The sequence below is a fragment of the Pseudomonas sp. S10E 269 genome (assembly GCF_002798465.1).
Lineage (GTDB): Bacteria > Pseudomonadota > Gammaproteobacteria > Pseudomonadales > Pseudomonadaceae > Aquipseudomonas > Aquipseudomonas pergaminensis.
Genome location: NZ_PHIJ01000001.1, coordinates 5,887,962 through 5,909,474 on the forward strand (window position 1 = coordinate 5,887,962; position 21,513 = coordinate 5,909,474).

Annotated in this window: 13 protein-coding genes and 1 pseudogene; 8 read left to right on the forward strand and 6 right to left on the reverse strand. The window is 61.3% G+C overall.

Annotated features, from left to right (window positions below):
* Positions 1 to 22 precede the first annotated feature (22 nt).
* Positions 23 to 1,228, reverse strand: coding sequence for a multidrug effflux MFS transporter (locus tag CWC48_RS27360; protein ID WP_100490871.1), 1,206 nt, complete (start codon positions 1,226 to 1,228; stop codon positions 23 to 25).
* A 103-nt stretch (positions 1,229 to 1,331) separates the two neighbouring features.
* On the opposite strand from CWC48_RS27360, the gene CWC48_RS27365 reads away from it, so the two are divergent.
* The 4 genes from CWC48_RS27365 to CWC48_RS27380 all read left to right on the forward strand — a co-directional run bounded on the left by CWC48_RS27365 (position 1,332) and on the right by CWC48_RS27380 (position 10,817).
* The gene (locus tag CWC48_RS27365; protein ID WP_100490872.1) at positions 1,332 to 2,438 is read left to right on the forward strand and encodes an efflux RND transporter periplasmic adaptor subunit; all 1,107 of its coding nucleotides are present in this window, start codon (positions 1,332 to 1,334) and stop codon (positions 2,436 to 2,438) included.
* Positions 2,439 to 2,440: 2 nt separating this feature from the next.
* Positions 2,441 to 5,524 (forward strand): efflux RND transporter permease subunit, encoded by a 3,084-nt coding sequence (locus tag CWC48_RS27370; protein ID WP_100490873.1) that lies wholly within the window; start codon positions 2,441 to 2,443, stop codon positions 5,522 to 5,524.
* Positions 5,525 to 5,655: 131 nt separating this feature from the next.
* The gene (locus CWC48_RS27375) at positions 5,656 to 10,458 is read left to right on the forward strand and encodes an RHS repeat-associated core domain-containing protein (protein ID WP_100492474.1); all 4,803 of its coding nucleotides are present in this window, start codon (positions 5,656 to 5,658) and stop codon (positions 10,456 to 10,458) included.
* Positions 10,455 to 10,817, forward strand: a complete 363-nt coding sequence (locus CWC48_RS27380; protein WP_100490874.1) for a hypothetical protein — start codon at positions 10,455 to 10,457, stop codon at positions 10,815 to 10,817. Before CWC48_RS27375 ends, CWC48_RS27380 begins: the two co-directional genes overlap by 4 nt.
* A 213-nt stretch (positions 10,818 to 11,030) precedes the next feature.
* Here the strand turns inward: CWC48_RS27380 and CWC48_RS27385 are convergent, their stop codons facing one another.
* From CWC48_RS27385 to CWC48_RS27395, 3 genes are all read right to left on the reverse strand, one after another.
* Positions 11,031 to 12,260, reverse strand: a complete 1,230-nt coding sequence (locus tag CWC48_RS27385; RefSeq protein WP_100490875.1) for a M20/M25/M40 family metallo-hydrolase — start codon at positions 12,258 to 12,260, stop codon at positions 11,031 to 11,033.
* A gap of 47 nt (positions 12,261 to 12,307) precedes the next feature.
* Positions 12,308 to 13,366, reverse strand: a complete 1,059-nt coding sequence (locus CWC48_RS27390) for a diguanylate cyclase (RefSeq protein WP_100490876.1) — start codon at positions 13,364 to 13,366, stop codon at positions 12,308 to 12,310.
* 82 nt (positions 13,367 to 13,448) lie between these two features.
* Positions 13,449 to 14,081 (reverse strand): LysE family translocator, encoded by a 633-nt coding sequence (locus CWC48_RS27395; protein WP_078048220.1) that lies wholly within the window; start codon positions 14,079 to 14,081, stop codon positions 13,449 to 13,451.
* Between the two features lie 123 nt (positions 14,082 to 14,204).
* Between CWC48_RS27395 and CWC48_RS27400 the strand changes: the two genes are divergently transcribed.
* Entirely contained in the window at positions 14,205 to 15,617 is a 1,413-nt protein-coding gene (locus tag CWC48_RS27400; protein WP_100490877.1) for a PLP-dependent aminotransferase family protein, read from the forward strand.
* Between the two features lie 58 nt (positions 15,618 to 15,675).
* Here CWC48_RS27400 and CWC48_RS30720 read toward each other — a convergent pair.
* Positions 15,676 to 16,010: pseudogene (locus CWC48_RS30720) on the reverse strand (sigma 54-interacting transcriptional regulator); the annotation flags it as partial.
* 249 nt (positions 16,011 to 16,259) lie between these two features.
* Between CWC48_RS30720 and CWC48_RS27410 the strand changes: the two are divergent.
* Together CWC48_RS27410 and CWC48_RS27415 are read left to right on the forward strand one after the other, a co-directional pair.
* Complete coding sequence (locus CWC48_RS27410; protein ID WP_100490878.1) at positions 16,260 to 17,000, forward strand: response regulator; 741 nt, start codon at positions 16,260 to 16,262, stop codon at positions 16,998 to 17,000.
* The gene (locus CWC48_RS27415) at positions 16,997 to 18,301 is read left to right on the forward strand and encodes an ATP-binding protein (protein ID WP_100490879.1); all 1,305 of its coding nucleotides are present in this window, start codon (positions 16,997 to 16,999) and stop codon (positions 18,299 to 18,301) included. The genes CWC48_RS27410 and CWC48_RS27415 overlap by 4 nt, the downstream gene beginning before the upstream one ends.
* A 399-nt stretch (positions 18,302 to 18,700) precedes the next feature.
* Here the strand turns inward: CWC48_RS27415 and CWC48_RS27420 are convergent, their stop codons facing one another.
* Positions 18,701 to 19,630: a LysR substrate-binding domain-containing protein gene (locus tag CWC48_RS27420; RefSeq protein WP_078048216.1), complete on the reverse strand. Its 930-nt coding sequence runs from the start codon at positions 19,628 to 19,630 to the stop codon at positions 18,701 to 18,703.
* A 235-nt stretch (positions 19,631 to 19,865) separates the two neighbouring features.
* Between CWC48_RS27420 and CWC48_RS27425 the strand changes: the two genes are divergently transcribed.
* Entirely contained in the window at positions 19,866 to 21,509 is a 1,644-nt protein-coding gene (locus tag CWC48_RS27425) for an ABC transporter substrate-binding protein (protein ID WP_100490880.1), read from the forward strand.
* Positions 21,510 to 21,513 lie beyond the last annotated feature (4 nt).

Here is a 21,513-nt window from a genome sequence, read left to right on the forward strand (position 1 = left end):
GGCAAAAGCAGCCTGGATCGTCCTACGTATAGGACAATCCCTTGACCTGACGCTGACGCAACAGGTGAAAAGCCACAAACGCCGTCACCGCAAAGCAGGCCTGGATAATAATCATCGGCGCGGCGCTGCCATCGCGCAATTGGCTCAGCAACACACCGCTGCAAGTCGCACCGAACATCTGCGCAAAGCCCATCAACCCAGCCGCCAGACCGGCGCGGTGCGCGTTGGGCATGACCCCTCCGGTGACCGAGCCGGGCAGGACCAGCCCGCCGCCGAGGGTGACCAGGGCGATCGGGATATCCAGGCCGAGTACCGACAGGCCGAACAGCTCAAAGATGACCACGGCTGACACCCCGCCCATGGCCACCATCGTCACGCCCATCGCCACAATCCGCTGCGGGCCCAGGCGCAGGATAGTGCGCCGGGTGTAGGTGGAACCGACGATCAGCATCGACACAATCAGGCCGAAATTGATGCCGTACTCAAGGCTGGTGAAGCCCAGCAGGTTGATGAACACCGCCGACGAACCGGCGATCACTGCAAACATGGCGCCATAGGTGCACGCCAGGGCCACGGCGAACGCGCGGTATTGGCGGCCCTTGAGCAGGTCCAGGTATTGGCCGCCAAGGGTGCGCCAGTGACCGGCCTTGGGATCGAGGTAATGGTTGCTCTCGCGAAAGAACAGCAACGCCAGCAGCAGCACCACACTGCCAATCGCCAGCGCCAGGAGGATCGGCGCACGCCAGCCCAGCAGTTTGATCAGCAAGCCGCCGACCATCGGCGCCACCACGATGGCGTAGAGCATGCCGATCATGGTCAGCGCCAGCGCCGGCCCCGCTTCGGCCTTCCACACGTCCCGTACCACCGTGCGCGCCAATACCAGCGCGGCGCAGGCGCCCAGGCCTTGCAACACGCGCGCTGCAATGAACTGGTGGATGTCCTGCACCAGCAGCATCGACAACGTCGCCAGCACATACAGCGCGAGGCCGCCGATGAGCACCGGGCGTCGGCCAACGCGATCCGACAGCGGGCCGAACAGCAACTGCCCGAGGCCGAACGCCGCCACAAACGCCGATAGCGCCATAAGGGCCGATCCCGCCGGCGCGGCCAGTGCCTGCTCGATGGCGCCGAGACCGGGGATGATCAATTGGGTCGAGACCTCACCCAGTGCCGTCAGGGCCACCAGTAAACACAACAGGCTTCGCGATGGGACCGGGGCGTTTGTCATGGGAAGCATCCGGGGGGCTGGATTAATTTATATTTCGACCATAATATGCGTAAAAAATTATGTCCATAATTTTTTGCCCAATGGTTACCCCCCGGAGCCCGCCATGCACCCTTTTCCCTTGCGTCTTCTCACGCCCCTGGCTTTGTTGATCATCCTCAATGGTTGCAACAGTAAGGCCGACACCGCCGCCGATGTGCCCCTGCCGCGCCCGGTCCTTGCCGCCAAAGTCGAAGCCGCCGGCACCCAGCAAAGTGCCTATACCGGCGTGGTCGCTGCGCGTACCGAAAGCGACCTGGGCTTTCGGGTCAGCGGCAAGGTCATCGAACGTAAAGTCGACCCCGGCCAGCACGTGTCCCGTGGCGACACCTTGCTGGTGCTCGACATCGGCGACTTCGAACTGGCACTGCGCTCAGCCAAGAACCGCGTCAACGCCGCCCAGGCGCAACTGCGCCAGCGCCGTGACGACGAAAATCGCTACCAGCGCCTGGCCAACACCGGCGCCGTGTCGCGGCAGATCTTCGACCAGTCGGCCACCAACCTGCGCGTCGCCGAAGCCGAACTGGCCTCGGCGCAATCCGACGCCAGCCAGATCGAAAACCGCCGCACCTATTCGATCCTCAAGGCCGATGGCGACGGCATCATCACGGACGTACGCGCAGACCGTGGCCAGGTGGTTGCCGAAGGGCAGATCGTCGCGCGCCTGGCCCATGACGGCGCCCGCGAAGCCATCGTCAACCTGCCGGAAAACCAACGCGACCTGGCGTCGCAAAAAGCCCTGGCCTTCCCCTTCGGCGCCCCGGACCAGGCGGTGCCCGCCACCCTGCGCGAGCTGTCCGCCAGCGCCGACCCGACCACCCGCACCTACCGCGCCCGCTACGTGTTGCATGGCGCGGTCGACCGTTTCGCCCTCGGCTCGACCATCACCGTGCGCCTGCAAGGCAACGGCCAGGCGCAGCAGACCCGAGTGCCCATCGGCGCCTTGCAGGATGCGGGACAAGGTACCGGCGTCTGGCTGATCGGCGCGGACGACAAGGTCAGTTTCGCCCCGGTGAAAGTTGCCAGCCTCGGCCAGGAAGACGCCTTGCTCGACAGCGGCGTAAGCCCCGGCCAGGTGATCGTGGCCCTCGGCGCACACCTGTTGCACAGCGGTGATGCGGTGCGCCTGCTGCCCGCGCAAGCACTGGCCCTCAACCGCAAACAGGACAATTGAGCATGCGCGGTATCAACCTCTCTGAACTGGCGGTCAAGCATCGCGCGGTCACGTTGTTCCTGATCATTGCGATCCTTGCCGCCGGGATCTTCTCGTTCGGCAAACTCGGGCGCGCCGAAGACCCGTCCTTTACCGTCAAGGTGATGACCATCACCGCCGCCTGGCCCGGCGCCACCGCCCAGGAAATGCAGGAACAGGTGGCCGACCGCCTGGAAAAACGCCTGCAGGAGCTGGACTACTACGACCGCGTCGAGACCATCGCCCAGCCGGGCTTCGTGTCGATGCGCATGACCTACAAGGAGTCCACGCGCCCCAGCGAAATCCAGGACCTGTTCTACCAGACCCGCAAAAAGCTGAGCGACGAAGCCGCCAAACTGCCCAAGGGGGTGGTCGGGCCGTTCTTCAACGATGAATATTCCGATGTGTATTTCGCCCTGTACGCCCTGGAGGCCGAACACTTGCCGCATCGGCAACAAGTGCAGATGGCCGAAGCGCTGCGCCAGGACTTCCTCAACCTGCCGGGGGTGAAGAAGGTCAATATCCTTGGCGAGCAAGCCCAGCGCGTGTTTGTCGAGTTTTCCTATGAGCGCCTGGCGACCCTGGGCATCAAGCCGGACCAGATCTTTGCCGCCCTCGCCGCACAGAATGCCGTGGCGCCGTCGGGCTTTGTCGAGACCGGCGGAGCTCGCGCCTACATCCGTATCGACGGCGCGTTCGACAGCCTGTCGCTGATTGAGAACGTGCCGCTGGAAGTCAATGGCCGCGTGTTGCGCATCGCCGATGTGGCCACCGTCAGCCGGGGTTATGAAGACCCGCCGAGCTACCGCATCCGTCACCAGGGCGACCCGGCGTTGATGCTCGGCGTGATCATGGAGAAACACTGGAACGGCCTCGACCTGGACAAGAGCCTCAAGGCCCAGGAAGCCAGGATCCAGGCGGACCTGCCGCTGGGCGTGAACTTCGCCAAGGTCTCCGACCAGGCGAAAAACATCAGCCTGGCGGTGAACGAGTTCATGCTTAAGTTCTTCGTCGCCCTGGCGGTGGTGATGGTGATCAGCCTGTTGGCCCTGGGTTTTCGCGTTGGGCTGGTGGTGGCTGCTGCGGTGCCGCTGACCTTGTCGGTGGTGTTTGTAATCATGCTGCTCACCGGGCGTGAATTCGACCGCATTACCTTGGGCGCGCTGATCATATCCCTGGGCTTGCTGGTGGATGACGCGATTATCGCCATCGAGATGATGGTGGTGAAGCTGGAGGAAGGCTTCGACCGCATCCACGCGGCCACCTTCGCCTGGAGCTCCACGGCGGCGCCGATGCTCACCGGCACGCTGGTCACCATCATCGGCTTTCTGCCGGTGGGTTTTGCACGGTCCGGAGCGGGTGAATATGCCGGCAATATCTTCTGGATCGTCGGTTTTGCGCTGATTTCATCGTGGCTGGTGGCCGTGGTCTTCACGCCGTACCTGGGTGTGAAACTGCTGCCACAGATCAAGCCGGTCCCCGGCGGCCATGATGCGATCTACGCCGGGCGCTACTACCAGAAACTGCGCACGCTGGTCGAAGCTTGCGTGCGCAAGCGTTGGCTGGTGACCGGGTTGGTGGTGGCCGCGTTTGTACTGTGTGGGTTGGGCATGGGCGTGGTGAAGAAGCAGTTCTTCCCCAACTCCGACCGTTCCGAGCTGATTCTTGAGGTGTACATGCCGCCCGGCAGCGCCTTCAAAAGCACTGAGGCGGTGGCCGCGCAACTGGAAAAAGCGCTGCTGCAGGAGCCGCAAACCACCCTGGTCGACACCTATGTGGGCGGCGGTGCGCCGCGCTTTTTCCTGTCGCTGAACCCCGAACTGCCCGACCCGGCGTTCGCCAAACTGATCGTGCAAACCCCGGACTCCCACGCTCGCGACGCGTTGAAACTGCGCATGCGTGAACGCATCGCCGCCGGTGAGTTTCCTTCGGCGCGGGTGCGCGTGACGCAACTGCTGTTCGGTCCGCCCGTGCCGTTCCCGGTGGTGTTCCGCGTTTCTGGCCCGAATGTGGATGTGCTGCGCAGCGTGTCCGAAGACGTGCGCAAAGTCGTCGCCGCCAACACGCTGACCAAGGATGCCTTCCTCGATTGGGGCGAGCGCACCAGCGCTTATCGCCTGGTGCTGGATCAAGATCGCCTGCGCTTGCTGGGCTTCACCCCCAATGAGGTGAAGTCGCAGCTTAATGCCCTGCTCAGCGGCAACCCGATCACCGAAGTGCGCGAGGGCAACCGTACCGTCTCTGTGGTCGCCCGCGCCCAGGGTAGCCAGCGCGAGGACCTCGGCAACCTCAATAACATGACCCTCACCAACAGTGCCGGCACCTCGGTACCGCTGGCCCAGGTCGGGCATTTCCAGGCGGTGATGGAAGAACCGATCCTCAAGCGCCGCAATCGTGCGACCACCGTGGAAGTGCGCGCCGACATCATCGACGGCGTGCAACCGCCCGACGTGGAGATGGCCGTGTTCAAGGACCTGCAGCCGCTGATCGCCAAGCTGCCCGCCGGGTACCAGATCGACATCGGCGGCCCGGTGGAAGAAAGCGCCAAGGCCAACGTCGCCCTGGCGGCACTGTTCCCGATCATGATCCTGCTGACCCTTACGGTGATCATGTTCCAGGTGCGCTCGTTCGGCGTGATGTTCATGGTCTTTGCCACTGCACCGCTGGGGTTGATCGGTGCGGTGCCGACCTTGTTGCTGTTCAACCAGCCATTCGGGTTCAACGCGATCCTGGGCTTGATCGGCATTGGCGGAATACTGATGCGCAACACGCTGATCTTCACCGACCAGATCCGACAGAACCAGGACCACGGCATGGCGATCCGCGAGGCGATCATTGAAGCCACGGTGCGGCGTGCGCGGCCGGTGATCCTGACCGCGTTGGCGGCGGCACTGGCGTTCATTCCGTTGACGCTGTCGGTGTTCTGGTCGTCCCTGGCCTATGTGCTGATTGGCGGCGTGCTGGTGGGCACGGTGTTGACGCTGTTGTTCCTGCCCGCGCTGTGCAGCCTGGTGCTGGGGCGGGAGAAGACAAAAGTTGTCGAAACTTCCCACGTAACGGCCGGATAAGCTCTACTCCCCTCCCCTGAAAAGGTCCGCAAAGTCCCTCGCCTGACTACACAGCGCGAGGGATTGCAGATGGATTTTCTGATTGGAGCGGGTTCTTGAACCCGGCCATTGGCAGGCTGGCCCTGACCCCAATGGATGTGAAGACGGTCGATGTCGAGAGCGTCTTTCGCGATTTCCGGGAATGCCTGAACACCTTTGATGACTGGGCGGAAAGCTTCTGGAGCTTTTCCGCGCTGGATATCGAACAGGTCTTCAAGGTGGGGGATGAAGTGGCGCTGGTAGCGCCGATCAACCGCTCCCTGTTCCCGAGCAGCACCGTCGCGACTTGCCAGGCCAACGGCAAGCTGACCCTGGTGCACATGTTCCAAAGCACGCGATTTGTACCCATCGGCAACACGCCGGTGGTGTTGCAGCGCGTCGACCTCAACGGCGGCCCACTGGGCGAGCCGATCCACAAGACCATCGGCCCGAGCGGCATTCTCGACATCGACGAGTGTGAGCGCGACCAGCGCTACCGGGTCAACTTCTACCCCAATGTTTCCAAGGACCACATCAAGGCGCTGTATGCCTCTTATCAATCGGTGATTGATGCATTGGAAGTGCGCCTGCGCGAAGAGTGGGAGAGCACCTTCAAGGCCCAGTGGAAGGACTACACAGACGCCAACCCACTTGATCAGCGCAGGATGCTGGAGAAGGCGTTTCTTTACGGAATGGGTAAGGCGCTTTACAGCGTTTGGGACAATTTCACGCAATTGTTCGACCTGCTGGCGGATATCCAGACCCACAGTGAGACGTTGCTGCGGTACATCTCCCAAACCGAATTGGATGAACTGCTGAAACTCGGCAAAGACTCGATTGCCCGCGGCCTGCTGGTACTCAGCGATGAGCCGCTGATGTTTATTTATGTGTCGGCGATATCCAGCTGGATACGGATGTTGCCGCCGCAAGAAATGAACGAGGTGATGGGGGAAATCACCGGCGAGGTGTTGATCGGCCTGTTGCTGATAAGGGCCATGGGGGCAATGGGTGTGACGGTGCGCCTGGGTGCCCAGGTGATGAGTCATATCAAGTCTGGCCGGGCACGCCAGTGGTTGGAGAGGCTGGCCGATCACCTGGTCGGACCTCGGTTGGAAGCGCATGTCGAAGCGGCCAAACCGTTGTTGCTGGGGAGCGCGGGGACACCGATCAAGGTGATTCCAGATGCGCCGTTGAAGGCTGGGGATCAGTTGGTTTCCAACCCGGTGTCGGTGGTCCGGGACAAGACCACGCAACGGACGGTGTTGGTGCGGCAAGAGCCTGTGGATGACGTGCCGGCTGTTGCGAAGAATCCGGCTGGGGATGCGGCCGCGCCTTCGGACAAGACCGCCACCAACGGCTGCCCGGTGTCGATGGTCACGGGCGAAGAACTGCTGACCCTCACCGATGGGGCGTTGGACGGCATTTTGCCGTTTGAGTGGACCCGGTTGTACCGCACCAGCGCGGTAGAAATGGATTGCGGGCTGGGGTTTGGCTGGAGCCACTCGCTGGCCCATCGGCTGAGTGTTTCCGGTGATTCGGTGGTGTGGACCGATCATGAAAATCGCTCGACCACCCTGCCCTTGCCTTCCGTTTCTCGTCCCGCAATCACCAATAGCCTGGCTGAAGCGGCGATCTATTTGGGGTCGTTGCCCGATGAACTGGTGCTGGCTCAGGCGTCACGCTTCTACCACTTCCGCGACGGTGTGCTGACAGCGATCAGCGACGCGTATGACAACCGGCTGCGTATTGCCCGGGATTTTCTGGGGCGTATTGAGCGGCTCGATAACGGTGTGGGGCGCTCGCTGTTGTTGCGCTACGCGTCAGGCCGCATTGCGGCGGTGGACTACCAAATTCAACGCATCGTGGACGAGGGTCCGTATGTTTGGGTGACGGAACAGACGGTTGTTTCCTACGCCTATGACGACCTTGGCCGACTGATTTCAGCGACTAACGCTGTCGGCGAAAGCGAGGTTTATCGGTACGACGATCAGCACGTCATTCTTGAGCGCGGCCTGGCCGGTGGGGCGAGTTTCTACTGGGAGTGGGAACGGGCTGGCAAGGCGGCGCGGTGTGTTCGGCATTGGGCGAGCTTTTCGCAGATGGACACGCGCTATGCCTGGGACGACAACGGGCAGGTCACGGTGTTTAACGCCGATGGCAGCCAGGAAGTCTACGTGCATGACCAGCGCGCACGGCTGGTGCAGCGGGTGGATCCGGACGGGGCCGAGCACTTCAAGTCCTACGATGACAACGGGCGGCTGACGGTTGAGCAGGATCCGCTGGGCGCAATCACGGCGTACCAGTACGACGAAGCCGGACGTTTGGTGGCGTTGTTTCCGGGGGACGATGAGCCAACGACCTACGAGCATGACAACGGGTTCGTACGGGTTGTGCGCCGGGGTGAAGCGGTTTGGAAGTATGAGCGCAATGACCGGGGCGATGTTGTTCGCAAGGTCGATCCTGACGGCAATTCGACTGAGTACAGCTACAACAAACGAGGACAACTGACGCAGGTTTTGCTGCCCGATCACAGCTGTCATCGGCTGGTTTGGAATGAGCGTGGGCAGTTGCTTGAGGAGCAGTTGCCGAATGGGGGATTCAAGCGCTATCGCTATGACGATCTTGGACGGCGAGTAGCGCGTGAGGACGAGCATGGAGCGCTGACCCAGTATCAATGGGACGCAGCAGGCCGCTTGCTTAAACTGACTCAGCCCGGCGGTGCCACACGGGAATACAGCTACAACCCCTACGGAAAAATAACCGCCGAGCGCGATGAACTCGGCCACGTCACCCGCTACGAATACGCCGACGGCCTGCACCTGATCAGCCGCCGCATCAATGCCGATGGCAGCCAGGTCAAATACCGTTACGACAACGCGCGTTTGTTGCTGACCGAGATCGAAAACGAGGTTGGCGAAACCTACCGACTCCAGTATCACGCCAATGGCCTGATCCAACAGGAAACCGGGTTTGACGGTCAGCGCACGGCTTACGTCTACGACCTCAACGGCAACCTGCAGGAAAAGACCGAACACGGCGATGACGGCAGTCAGCTCGTTACCCGCTACGAGCGCGACCATGCCGGTCGGCTCGTAAGAAAAACCCTGCCTGATGGCAACAAGGTTGATTACGCCTACGACCGCCAGGGCAATCTCCTAAGCGTCGAAGACGGCCACTGGGCCCTGGCCTACGAATACGACGCTCAAAACCGCCTCACCGCCGAACACCAAGGCTGGGGCACCCTGCGCTACGGCTACGACGCCTGCGGCCACCTGCAAAACCTGCGCCTGCCGGACAACAACCGCCTCACCTTTAATCACGACAAAGGCGGTCACCTCGCCACCGTCGAACTGAACGGCGCAGTACTCACCTCGCACCTCTTTACTGCGGGTCGCGAACAGCAACGCCAACAAGGCCAACTGCTCAGCCACTACCAACACGACCACCAGGGACGCCTGTTCACCCAGAGCATCAACGACGCCGAAGGCCCGCTATACCGCCGTCATTACGACTACGACAAATCCGGCAACCTCACCCGCCTGCTCGACACCCGCAAAGGCGATCACCGCTACCACTACGACCCCCTAAGCCGCCTCACCCGCGCCGACCACTCCCAAGACGAGCAAGAACGCTTCGGCCACGACCCCGCTGGCAACCTGCTCATGCAAAACCGCCCCGGCCCCGACATCATCGCCGGCAACCGCCTGATGATCCAGGGCGACCACCACTACGACTACGACGCCTTCGGCAACCTCATCCGCGAACGACGCGGCAAAGGCCATCAACTCGTTACTGAATACCGCTACGACTGCCAGCATCGGCTGATCGGCGTTAAGACGCCCAACGGCCAAACCGCCAGCTACCGCTACGACCCATTTGGCCGCCGCATCAGCAAAACCGTTGATGACATAACGACCGAGTTCTTCTGGCAGGGCGACAAACTCATCGCCGAGCACCACGCGAACCGCCACCGCAGCTACCTCTACGAACCGGACAGCTTCCGCCCGCTGGCCCTGCTGGAAGGCTTCGGCCCAAAGGAAACCAAGGCCTACCACTACCAACTCGACCACCTCGGCACCCCACAGGAACTCACCGCTCCAGATGGCGAAATCGTCTGGTCCGCGCATTACCGCGCGTATGGCGAAATCAGCCGTCTCGACATAGGAAAAGTCGACAATCCGCTGCGCTTCCAGGGCCAGTATTTCGATCAAGAGAGCGGGCTGCATTACAACCGCCATCGCTACTACAATCCGGATGTTGGTCGTTACCTCACGCCAGACCCGGTGAAATTGGCGGGTGGGATCAACGCCTACCAGTACGCGCCCAACCCTACGGGGTGGATAGATCCGCTAGGCTTGAGTACATGCCCAGGCGGAGATGGTTGCAAGCAAGGCGCCATTTCTCAAAGCTCTGCGCTAAACGTCAATGACGGAGAGCCTGCTTTACCACAACTAACGCGCGCTGAGCGTCAAACAAGAATTGATGAGTTGGCTGAGTCAAACATTCATCGACGATTAGCGGAGCTTGAGACATCAATTCCAGGAGCACACTTCTTGGAAAAACATGGGGCTCAAACCTCATTGGCGTCCCAACTTGAGCGGGTAACAACGGCTAGAAATCCGACTACTGGCGAGATCGAGATCTTTGACAGAGGAAGAAGAGCAGGCACACCAAGACCACCAAGTGCTGCCACGCACTTTCTTAGTCACAGAGATCAATTTAATGCAATTGAGCGAGCTATTCTGATATTTAAACTCAATGGCCGAGCAGAAACCTCAAGACCTATGGATATGGGGAAAATTATCGGCGAAGGATATAAAAGAGAAGGACTAGAATATGGAAAGCAAACTAAAGCAGTTGTGCATTTAAACACAGATGGAAAACCAATCACAGCCTATACGGAATTCGACAGATGAAAAGAAAACCAGACCTTGCGATATTGCAAGGCTTATTATTTACTTACAGCACAGAAAACACCAAAGATCTAGAAAGAGAAGAAGTCATAACTTCAAAAAATGTAAATAGCAAAGCTGAACTTTCAGAGTTATTCGACATTTTAACCAAACCGGAATTCCTCTCATACAAGGAGGATGAGCAGGTTTGGTTTATAGAAACCATTGAGTATTACCTATCGAAAGAGGAAGATTTTGAATCTATCTTTTATCTATTTGACACATACTTTGAAGACGAGATAACTAACAAAAGAGCATTCATGGCAGTACTGCTTGAACGTCTCAAGAGTTACCGAAACGAGACAGAATTACATAAAAAATAACGTAGGAACTGAATAGTATTACCACAAATAGCAAGCATTGAAGACCATTCAACTTAGTACCACCCCTCGCTTGCTCGCGTTGGGCCGCGAAGCGGCCCCAATCCAGGCGATGGGTGTTCTCAGGTGAACCGGCATTGTCTGATTTTGGGGCTGCTGCGCAGCCCAACGCAGGGCAAGCCTGCTCACTACAAAAGGGTGTCATTCAGCGAAAAATCACCGCTTCGAAAGCTCCATAATCATCCGACTCAGCAAATAAACCCGCGGCGCGACGCTCTCCACCTCCGCATACTCCTCCGGGGTATGGATATTCCCGCCAACAATCCCGAACCCATCCAACGTCGGCGTCCCTACCCCGGCTGACAAACTCGCATCCGCCGCGCCACCACTGCCTTCAATCGTCAACGTCTTACCCAATTCACCATAAATGTCCTGGGCAATCGCGACCAATTTGTCCGACTCCGGCGTCTGTGGCATCGGTGGCAGACCGCGCTGCAGGGTGGTCTTCACTTCTGTCTCGGGGATCAGTTTATTGGCCGATACGCGGGCCAGGTCTTTCTCGATGCGGTCAAATTCTTCTGGCAAGGCCGCGCGTACGTCGGCCTTGGCGGTGGCTTGGTCGGGGATGACGTTGGTGCGGTCGCCGGCCTTGATGACGGTGAAGTTGATGGTGGTTTTCTTCTCTTCGTCGCCCAGTTTGCCCAGTTGCAGGATCTGGTGCGCCGCTTCCATGGCGGCGTTGCGGCCGAGTTCCGGGGCGACGCCCGCGTGGGCGGCTTTGCCTTTGACCTCGACCACGGCGGTGGCGCTGCCTTTGCGCCATACCACCAGGCCGTCGGCGGGCCGGCCGGGTTCGAGGTTGAGGGTGACGTCGTGGGCCTTGGCAGTTTTGCGGATCAGTTCGGAGGCGGCGTCGGAGCCGGTTTCTTCGCTGGCGTCGAGCAGGAAGGTGATCTGCGCGTAGTCCTTGAAGCCTTGGTCCTTGAGGACTTTGAGCGCGTAGATGCCGGCGACGATGCCGCCCTTGTCATCCATCACGCCCGGGCCATAGGCGCGACCGTCCTTGATATGGAACGGGCGCTCGGCGGCCGAGCCTTCCTTGAACACCGTGTCCATGTGCGCCATCAGCAGGATCCTGGCCTTGCCGGTGCCTTTGAGGGTGGCCACCACGTGACTGTTGTTGGCCGCTTTGTCCGGCACCAGCTCGATGGAGAAGCCCAGCTGTTTCAGCTCATCGACGGCAATGTCGCGCACTTGCGTCAGGCCCGGCTCATAGCCAGAACCCGAGTCGATATTCACCAGGCGCTCCAGCAGTTTCAGGGCGTCGGCCTTGTACTGTTCGGATTGTGCCTGGATCTGTTTATGGGGTTCGGCGCTGTAGGCCGGCACGGCGAAGGACACGGCCAGGGTGGCGGCCAGGAGGGTGCGGGAGAAGGTGAAGAGCATGAACCGATCCTTGATTGTTGTTGGAGGGGCTGCCACACCCTACCCCACTAGATCGATCGCAACCAACTCCCCTGCACGGAACTCACACGGTTTCGCCCGCTGCTCTTGGCCTCGTACAAGGCCTGGTCGGCGTCGTTCAACCAGCTTGTCGAATCTGCATGGTTCGGTTGATACGGCGCCAGGCCGATGCTCAGGCTGACGCGTAAGGTCGGGTCCTGGGCGTAGGCCAGGGCGTTGAAGCGGTCGCGCAACGCATCCATCACTTCGGTGGCTCGGTTGAGGGCCATGTCCGGCAGGATCACGCAGAACTCGTCGCCACCGTAACGCCCGGCCAGGTCGGTGGCGCGCAGGTTCTGGCGCAGCACTTTGCTCAGTTGGCGCAGGACAATATCGCCGGTGACATGGCCGTAAGTGTCGTTGATGACCTTGAAGTGATCGATGTCGATCAACGCGATGGCGGCGCCGGCCGAGCCACGGCGGCAGCGCTGGAACTCGATTTCCAGGTGGTCCTTCCAGGCACCGTGATTGAGCAGGCCGGACAGGCTGTCGGTGCGGCTCAGCGCCAACAGCTCGCGCTTGTGTCGCGCCAGGGTCACCGCCTGGCGGTAGCAGATCCAGCCCAGGGCCAGCGGATACAGCATCAGGATCGGCAAGCAGGCGTAGAGCTGCGCCTGGGTAGTCACGGCAATGAATGCCGGGGCGAACACCAACAATGCCGCGCCGATGCCCAGCGCCTGCGCCACCCACCCCGCCAGCATGAAGCGCGGGCCGCCGATGGCCACGTTGTTCATGGTCATCATCGACAAGGTGGTCACGCTCGGCAGCGGGTTGAAGTGCATGGCGCCGACCCAGAACCCGCCGCAAAACGAGTCGAACAGCAGGTTGCGCCGTTCGCTGCGCAGGGCGTTGGCGCTGCGCAGGGACAGTTGATAAGCCAGGTGCGGCCAGGCAAACGCGTTGATCAGCATCCACGCCCACACCCACCAGGCGGGGTCTAGGGGATACATCCCGAACACCACGCAGACACATCCAAGCGTCAACCCGAGGGTGCGGGATTTGTACAGCCGTGAAGCGAGCGGAAGTCCGTTTCCTTCTGCAGCTGACATGGCGGAGTGAGATCCTGAGTGAATGCCTGGAGTCTATCAGGGGGCCAGTAATTCGCCACTACCGCTCATGCCTTCAAAACGCTCAGTGTGCAAAGCCCCGCGCCAGCATCAACGCCACGCCCAGCAGCATCACGGCGGTGATGCGCTGCAACAGCACACGGCGCTTGGGGTCTTCCAGCACGTGCTTGATGCGCTGGCCGAAATAGCAATACAGGCAGCCGCTGGCGAACTGCAGCACCAGGAAGGTCAGCCCGAGGATGGCGACGTCCAGCCTCGAACCGTGCTCACCGGTCCCGGCAAACTGGGGGAATACCGCGCTGAACATGATGAGGGTCTTGGGGTTGGAAAACCCCGTCAGCAAGCCCTTGCCAAACAAGCTGCGCGCCGCTTCCACATGGCCGATCCGTTCGATCACTACGCCGCTGCTGGTCCACTGTTTGTAGGCAAGGTGGAGGATGTACGCGACGCCGATCACCTGGATGGCCTGGGTGATACCAGGGTGGCCCTTGATCAGCTCGGAAAAGCCCACGGCAAAGATCAGGATCGAAATCAGGTACGACACACTGGCGCCGATCTGCGCGGGAATCGAGCTGCGCAGGCCGTCGCGCAGGCCCAGGCTCAACAGCAGCAGGGTCATGGGGCCGGGGCTGAACGTCATGGTGGCGCAAAACAACAGAAAGTAGAGGAACGAAGAGAGGGTTAACGCACTTGTCATGGCCGAAGACCTGGGGAAGAGAGCGGGCAGTCTAGGCACTTGGCATTGCACGAGGCAGGTAAAGTGAGGCCTAATCCGCCCGAACTTCACCGGTAAAATCACCTGTAAAGATAAGGAAGTCCCATGTTCGTATCGGCCATCGCCTTTGTGGCGGGCACCCCCAAGGTGCAACAGATTGTCGAGGCGTTCAGCCAGGCCATCGAAAACGGCGAATGGGCTGCGGGCAGCAAGTTGCCGTCGGTGCGCGAACTGACCCAGGTGCTGGGCGTAAGCAAGTTCACCCTGAATGAAGCCCTCGACCGCCTGCGCGGGCGCCACCTGCTCACCTCCAGCCAGGGCCGTGGCTACTTCGTGGCTATCGATCGCACCCATACGGCCACCACGAACTGGGTGAATTTACTGCCCCAGGACTTGCTCAGCGTACTGCGGCGCCCGCTCGCGACGATCTCCGGCGACCTGCGCCCCGGCGGCGGCCACTTGCCCGAGGCCTGGCTGGACAGTGACGCCATTCGCCAAGCCATGCGCAGCGTGGTGCGCGCGCCGTCATTGCGCATCGCCGGGCTCGGTACACCGGCCGGGCTGCTGCCGCTGCGCCAGACCCTGCAACAAAAGCTGCACGGCGAAGGCCTGTCGGTGCCGGTGGAGCAGATCATCACCACCCCCAACACCGTGCAAGGCCTGGACATGCTCATGCGCCTGCTGGCACGGCCTGGCGACACGGTGCTGCTGGATGCGCCGTGTTATTTCAACTTCCACGCCAACCTGGCCCTGCACGGGGTCAAGGTGGTGACGATCCAGCGCCGTCCCGACGGGTTTGACTTCACGGCCCTCGAACAGCTATTGGCCGAACACCGGCCCAGCCTGTACCTCACCACCAGCGTCCTGCAGAACCCGACTGGCCATTCCTTCAGCCCGGGCCAGGCGTTTCGACTGTTGCAACTGACCCAGCGCTACGCGTGCCACATCGTCGAGGACGACCTCTACGGCGACCTGCACCCCAACCCAGCACCACGGCTGGCCGCCCTCGCCGGCCTTGACCAGGTCACCTACCTGTCGGGGTTTTCCAAGATTCTCAGCGCCAATGCGCGCGTCAGCTATGTGGTGGCCGCGCCGCAACTGGCGGCCAACCTCACCAACATGAAGCTGATGAGCGGCGGCTTGACCTCGGAATTGTTCGAACAGATCGTCTACCGCATGCTCAGCGAAGGCAGCTACGCCAAGCACCGCAAGCGTACGGTGCAACGTTTGATGGAGGCCGGTGGGCGCGTCGAGCAATGGCTCAAGCGGTGCGGCTGCGAACTGCCGCTGGGCTATGAGGGCGGGATGTTCATCTGGGCGCGCTTGCCGCCGGGAGTGAGCGGTGAATTGCTCGCCCAGGCGGCGTTGAAACAGGGCATGGTGCTGGCGCCGGGCGTGCTGTTCGGCAACGACCCGGGGCATCGTGATTCGATGCGTTTCAATGTGGCCCACAGCGATGAGCCGCAGGTGCAACAGGTGTTTGAGTCGCTGCTGCTCAGGGCTTCGCACGCCCCTTGAGCATGCCGTGATTGACCAGCAACGTGCGCATGGCGTTGCGGGTGATCCCCAGCAGATCCGCCGTGCGCAGGTCGATGTTGGTGGCGGTCACCAGGCGGATATTGATCTTGATCGGCTTGCGCGAGCCTACGCCCACCACCTCCTGTTCCTGCAACACTCGCAGCAACTTCACCTGCAGGGGCAATGGCAGGTCGCCGATTTCATCCAGGAACAACGTGCCACCATCGGCTTCTTCAAACCAGCCGATACGCCGCCCCGACGCTCCCGAGAACGTTGCAGCGAGCGCGGGTCGGAAAATACCAGGGCCTTGGCGCGGATCGACAGCGGGTCTTTTTCACCCTGGGGCAAGGTCAGGATCGGCGTGGGCTGCCCGTGGGGATGGTTCGTGAACAATTTCCCGGCGGCGAGATAGACAAAGTAGCGGCGACGTTACCCAGCGACACATATAACTAGAAATATTAAAAATTCATTAGTACATAACCGTTTATCGGCAACCCTGCGGAATAGAGCCTGTCGTGCCGGCAATTTTGCTTCGTCGTGTATCTCCTTATCACCAGATACACTGCAATACAAAGGGCACAAGGCAAGGCCGTCGCCAGTGGCTAGACTGCGGCCCAATCCGTATTTAACGAGGAAGGCAGCATGGATCATGTCGATCACATCCTGATCGTCGATGACGACCGGGATATCCGCGAGCTGGTAGGCAACTACCTGAAGAAGAATGGCATGCGCACCACGGTGGTTGCCGACGGCCGCCAGATGCGCAGCTTCCTCGACACCACCCCGGTGGACCTGATCGTGCTGGATATCATGATGCCCGGCGATGACGGTCTGCAGCTGTGTCGCGAGCTGCGGGTGGGCAAGCACAAAGCCACGCCGGTATTGATGCTCACCGCACGCAATGATGAAACCGACCGCATCATCGGCCTGGAAATGGGCGCCGACGATTACCTGGTCAAACCCTTCGCCGCCCGCGAACTGTTGGCACGTATCAACGCGGTGCTGCGCCGCACGCGGATGCTGCCGCCGAACCTGGTGGTGAGCGAGACCGGCCGGCTGATCCGCTTCGGCCGCTGGCGCCTGGACACCACCGCCCGCCACCTGCTCGATGCAGACGACACCCTGGTGGCCCTGAGCGGCGCCGAATACCGCCTGCTGCGGGTGTTCCTCGACCACCCCCAGCGCGTGCTCAACCGCGACCAATTGCTCAACCTGACCCAAGGCCGCGATGCCGATTTGTTCGACCGCTCCATCGACCTGTTGGTGAGCCGTCTGCGCCAACGCCTGCTGGATGACGCCCGCGAACCCGCGTATATCAAGACCGTGCGCAGCGAGGGCTATGTGTTCTCCCTGCCGGTGGAAATCCTCGGGGCCGAGCAATGAGCTTCAGATTAGGTTGGCCGCGCACCCTTGCATCGCAGTTGACGCTGATCTTCCTGATCAGCCTGGTGTGCGCCCATGGGCTGTCGTTCAGTGCGCAGTTCTACGAGCGCTACATCAGCGCGCGTACCGCCATGCTCGGCAACCTGGAAAACGACGTAGCCACCTCGGTGGCGATCCTCGACCGACTGCCCGCCAACGAACGCGCCAGCTGGCTGCCGCGCCTCGACCGGCAGAACTACCGCTACCTGCTCAATGCCGGCGAAACCGGCGAGCCGATGCGCAGCGACGACATGCCCATGGCCGCCACCTCGATCGCGGATGCGCTGGGCGAGCACTACGCGCTGACCTTTCGCGACATTCCCGGTATGCAGAAGCACTTCCAGGCACACCTGACCCTGGCCGATGGCAGCCCGGTCACCCTCGACGTACGTCCCGCCGCCCTGCCCGTCGCGTACTGGCTGCCGGTGGTGCTGGTGCTGCAACTGGCGCTGCTGCTGGGCTGCACCTGGTTCGCCGTGCGCCTGGCCATCCGCCCACTGACCCGCCTGGCCCGCGCCGTGGAAACCCTCGACCCAAATGCCCACCCCACGCCGCTGGACGAAAAAGGCCCCACCGAAGTGGCCCACGCCGCCGTCGCGTTCAACGCCATGCAACAGCGCATCGCCGAATACCTCAAGGAACGCATGCAGATCCTGGCGGCGATTTCCCATGACCTGCAAACCCCGATCACCCGCATGAAACTGCGCGCCGAACTCATGGACGACTGCGCCGAACGCGACAAACTCTGGAGCGACCTGGGCGAGATGGAACACCTGGTGCGCGAAGGCGTGGCCTACGCGCGCAGCGTCCACGGCGCCACCGAAGCCAGCCACCGCCTCAACCTCGACGCCTTCCTCGACAGCCTGGTATTCGACTACCAGGACATGCACAAACAGGTCAGCCTCAGCGGCAAAAGCGCCGTGGTAATCGACACCCGCCCCCACGCCCTGCGGCGGGTGCTGGTCAACCTGGTGGACAACGCCCTCAAATTCGCCGGTGCCGCACAATTGGAAGTCGGCTCGACGGCCGAGGGCGAACTGTCAATCAAGGTCCTGGACAACGGCCCCGGCATTGCCGAGGACGAACTGGTGCAGGTCATGCAACCGTTCTACCGCGTGGAAAGCTCACGTAATCGCGGCACCGGCGGCACCGGCCTGGGCCTGGCAATTGCGCAACAACTGGCCGTGGCCATCGGAGGCTCCCTAACCTTGAGCAACCGCGCAGAAGGCGGATTGTGCGCACAGATCAAAATCAAGTTGTGACGTTGCACCGGTTAAAACTCCGCATGTAGGAGCCGCGTACCCACGATGCGAAGCGAGCCGCTCTTGATCTTGATCTTGATCTTGATCTGGCTTTTGATCTTAGGCGCCCCGTCAAACACGCTGGCCGGAATTCGACAGGGATTTGGGGGGTAAACCGGCAGGGATGCCGGTTTAGCCGCCCCGCGCCATGGATGGCGCGTGGCGGCGGCCCCCCAAATCACTGTCGGATTACGGGCACACCGAGCCTAAGCGAGGTGCCGAGTGTTGGGGCAAGAGCCCTTTGCTTACTTTGGGGCTTTTCCAAAGTGAGCCGCCGTAAGGGCGGAACCATAAGCAGCCGTTACCCAAATAACGGATATGTACTCAATCACTACCAACACCCCACCCCCCCAACCCCCATCAGCTAACCGCCGTAGAAGGCTCCAACTGCCGCTGCGCCAACCAAATCTCCTCCTGCAACCACTGCCCAAACACCTGCAACTGCGGCATATCCGTCTGCTCCGGCCGGGTCACCAACCAATACGACTGATGCCCCTCCACATGCACATTCAGCACCTGAGTCAACTGCCCAGCCGCCAACTCCGCCGCCACCATATGCCAGTCGGCAATCGTAATCCCCAACCCATCGGTAGCCGCGCGTATCGCCAGGTCCAACAAATCGAATTCATACCCCCCCTGCGTGTCCACGCCCTGAATACGCGCCGCGTCCAGCCAGTGCTTCCAAGTGAGGTACCGCTGGTCCTCACTGGCCAACACATGCAGCAACGTCATGCGATTGAGGTCCACCCCATCACTGCACTCACGGGCATACAGCGACGGCGCACACACCGCAATGTGCCGCTCCTGAATCAACAGCGAACTGTCCAACCCATCCCACTCACCATTGCCAAAACGAATCGCGCAATCGAGGGTGCTGGTCTGCGCCAAGCTGTCCTGCAGGCACGTGGTGATGCTCAACTCCAGCTCGGGATGAGCCTCGCGCAGACGCCCCAGGCGCGGCATCAACCAGCGGCTGGTGAAGGTCGGTGGTGCGTTGATGTGCAGGCGGTTGGAGTGGGTTTTCTGCTGGATACTGCGCACCGTCAGCTCGATCTTGTCGAACGATTGGTGCAGTGCGCGCAGCAATACGCGACCGGCGCTGGTCAGTTCCAGGTGGTGGTGGCGCCGCTCCAGCAGGTGCTCGCCCAGCTGTTCTTCCAGCTGCCGCACTTGGCGGCTGACCGCACTCTGGGTCACGTTCAACAGCTCGGCAGCCCGGGTAAAACTGCCGGTACTGCCGGCCACTTCGAAGGCCTTGAGGGCATTGAGACCGGGCATTTTGCGTTTCATGAAGGGCACTCGAAGACGGCTGACGAGGTGCCAAGCATCCCATGAGCCAGAGGGAATTTCCTAGCCAACATGATTTTTTGTATCAACCGGCGCGTCTATCTCGACGCCTTGCACCCATGGCGCGGACTAACATGCGTTTAACGAACGTTTAACCCCTGAATTTATCGTTTGTCGATCTTTGCGCGGATGACAAAACTGCGGCCATCTCTAATAAAAACAACATGAGAGCAGCCCCATGTCCGACTCCAACGTTCTTGCGACCCTGGACGGTAACGCGCCGCACCCCGCCGTCGACGCCTTGTGCACCCAGGTGCAACGCGGCGAGATCAACCGTCGCCAATTCCTGCGCACCGCCGCCCTGCTCGGCATCACCGTGGCCAGTGCCTCCAGCTTCATCGGCTCGGCCCTGCTGGGCAACGACGCCCAGGCTGCCGATGGCACGCCGGCCCGACAAGGTGGCAGCCTGCGGTTTGCCTGCGCCATCCAGGAAATCCAGGACCCGATGCTGATCACCTGGATTGAAGCCTCGAACCTGCTGCGCAACTCGCTGGAGTACCTGACCTGGGTCGATGCCGATAACATCACCCACCCTTACCTCGCCGAAAGCTGGAGCCCTTCCGAGGACCTCACCACCTGGACCTTCAACCTGCGCCAGGACGTGAAGTGGAGCAACGGCGACAGCTTCAACGTCGACGACGTGCAGCACAATATCCAACGCTGGATCGCCGCCGATTCCAAGTCGGTCAACCGCACCGCGTTCCAGGACATCAAGGCCTTCGAGAAAGTCAGCGACTACCAGTTCCGCCTGCACCTCAAGCGGCCGATCCTGGCGATCCCGGAGATGCTCAACGCCTTCACCTGCGCCCTCGTGCACCGCAGCTTCAAGGCCGGCGATGACTGGGCCAAGAACCCGCTGGCCACCGGGCCGTTCACGCTGGTGTCGTTTGCGGTGAACAAGCAGGCCACCTTCGCCAAGCGCGCCGATTACTGGGGCAAGCCCGCCAACCTCGACGAACTGCGCTACATCGACATGGGCACCGACGTGTCCACTCACCTCGCCGCCCTGCAAGCCGGGCAGGTCGACGTGCTGTACCGCGTGACCGTGGCCGAACTCGACCTGGCCAAGCGCCTGCCCGGCGCGCAACTGCTGAGCTGTAAATCGGCGCAGACCGTGGTGATGCGCATGGCCTGCGACCAAAAGCCGTTTACCGATGTGCGGGTGCGCAAAGCCGTGGTGCTGTGCGCCGACAACGCCCAGATGCTCAAGGTCGCCTATCGCGGCATGGGCACCCTGGGTGAAGACCATCACGTGGCGCCGTCCCACCCCGAATACTTCCCCCTGCCCAAGCGCGAGCGCGATGTGGCGGCGGCGAAAAAACTGCTGGTCGAGGCCGGCTTTGCCAATGGCCTGGACTTCGACCTGATCGTCGGCAACACCCAGGGCCGTTATGAGCAGGACTGCGCGCAGATCCTGCAACAGAACTGCCTGGAAGCCGGCATCCGCATCAACCTCAAGGTCGTTCCCGCCGCGCAGTACTGGCCAATCTGGGACAAGGCCGCGTTCAGCCTCACCTACTGGGCCCATCGCCCGCTCGGGGTGATGTCCCTCGAACTGGCCTATCGCGGCGGCGGTGCCTGGAACGAAAGCCATTACAGCGACCCGGCCTTCGACGCGGCCCTGGACAAGGCCATGGGCATCATCGACCCGAAACAACGTGCGCAGGCCATGCAAAGCGTCGAGCAGATCCTGCAGGACGCGTGCGTGATCGTGCAGCCGTTCTGGGGCGACAAGTTCACCGCCGTGAGCAAAAAGGTGCAGGGCTTCCAGGTGCACCCTTCCGACTTCTATCCCATGGGCAATGTCTGGCTGAGCGCCTGATTCA

Coding starts and splice junctions, on each gene's coding strand:
- CWC48_RS27360 (WP_100490871.1), bottom strand. CDS start 1,228: ATGACAAACGCCCCGGTCCCATCGCGAAGCCTGTTGTGTTTACTGGTG.
- CWC48_RS27365 (WP_100490872.1), top strand. CDS start 1,332: ATGCACCCTTTTCCCTTGCGTCTTCTCACGCCCCTGGCTTTGTTGATC.
- CWC48_RS27370 (WP_100490873.1), top strand. CDS start 2,441: ATGCGCGGTATCAACCTCTCTGAACTGGCGGTCAAGCATCGCGCGGTC.
- CWC48_RS27375 (WP_100492474.1), top strand. CDS start 5,656: ATGGATGTGAAGACGGTCGATGTCGAGAGCGTCTTTCGCGATTTCCGG.
- CWC48_RS27380 (WP_100490874.1), top strand. CDS start 10,455: ATGAAAAGAAAACCAGACCTTGCGATATTGCAAGGCTTATTATTTACT.
- CWC48_RS27385 (WP_100490875.1), bottom strand. CDS start 12,260: ATGCTCTTCACCTTCTCCCGCACCCTCCTGGCCGCCACCCTGGCCGTG.
- CWC48_RS27390 (WP_100490876.1), bottom strand. CDS start 13,366: ATGTCAGCTGCAGAAGGAAACGGACTTCCGCTCGCTTCACGGCTGTAC.
- CWC48_RS27395 (WP_078048220.1), bottom strand. CDS start 14,081: ATGACAAGTGCGTTAACCCTCTCTTCGTTCCTCTACTTTCTGTTGTTT.
- CWC48_RS27400 (WP_100490877.1), top strand. CDS start 14,205: ATGTTCGTATCGGCCATCGCCTTTGTGGCGGGCACCCCCAAGGTGCAA.
- CWC48_RS27410 (WP_100490878.1), top strand. CDS start 16,260: ATGGATCATGTCGATCACATCCTGATCGTCGATGACGACCGGGATATC.
- CWC48_RS27415 (WP_100490879.1), top strand. CDS start 16,997: ATGAGCTTCAGATTAGGTTGGCCGCGCACCCTTGCATCGCAGTTGACG.
- CWC48_RS27420 (WP_078048216.1), bottom strand. CDS start 19,630: ATGAAACGCAAAATGCCCGGTCTCAATGCCCTCAAGGCCTTCGAAGTG.
- CWC48_RS27425 (WP_100490880.1), top strand. CDS start 19,866: ATGTCCGACTCCAACGTTCTTGCGACCCTGGACGGTAACGCGCCGCAC.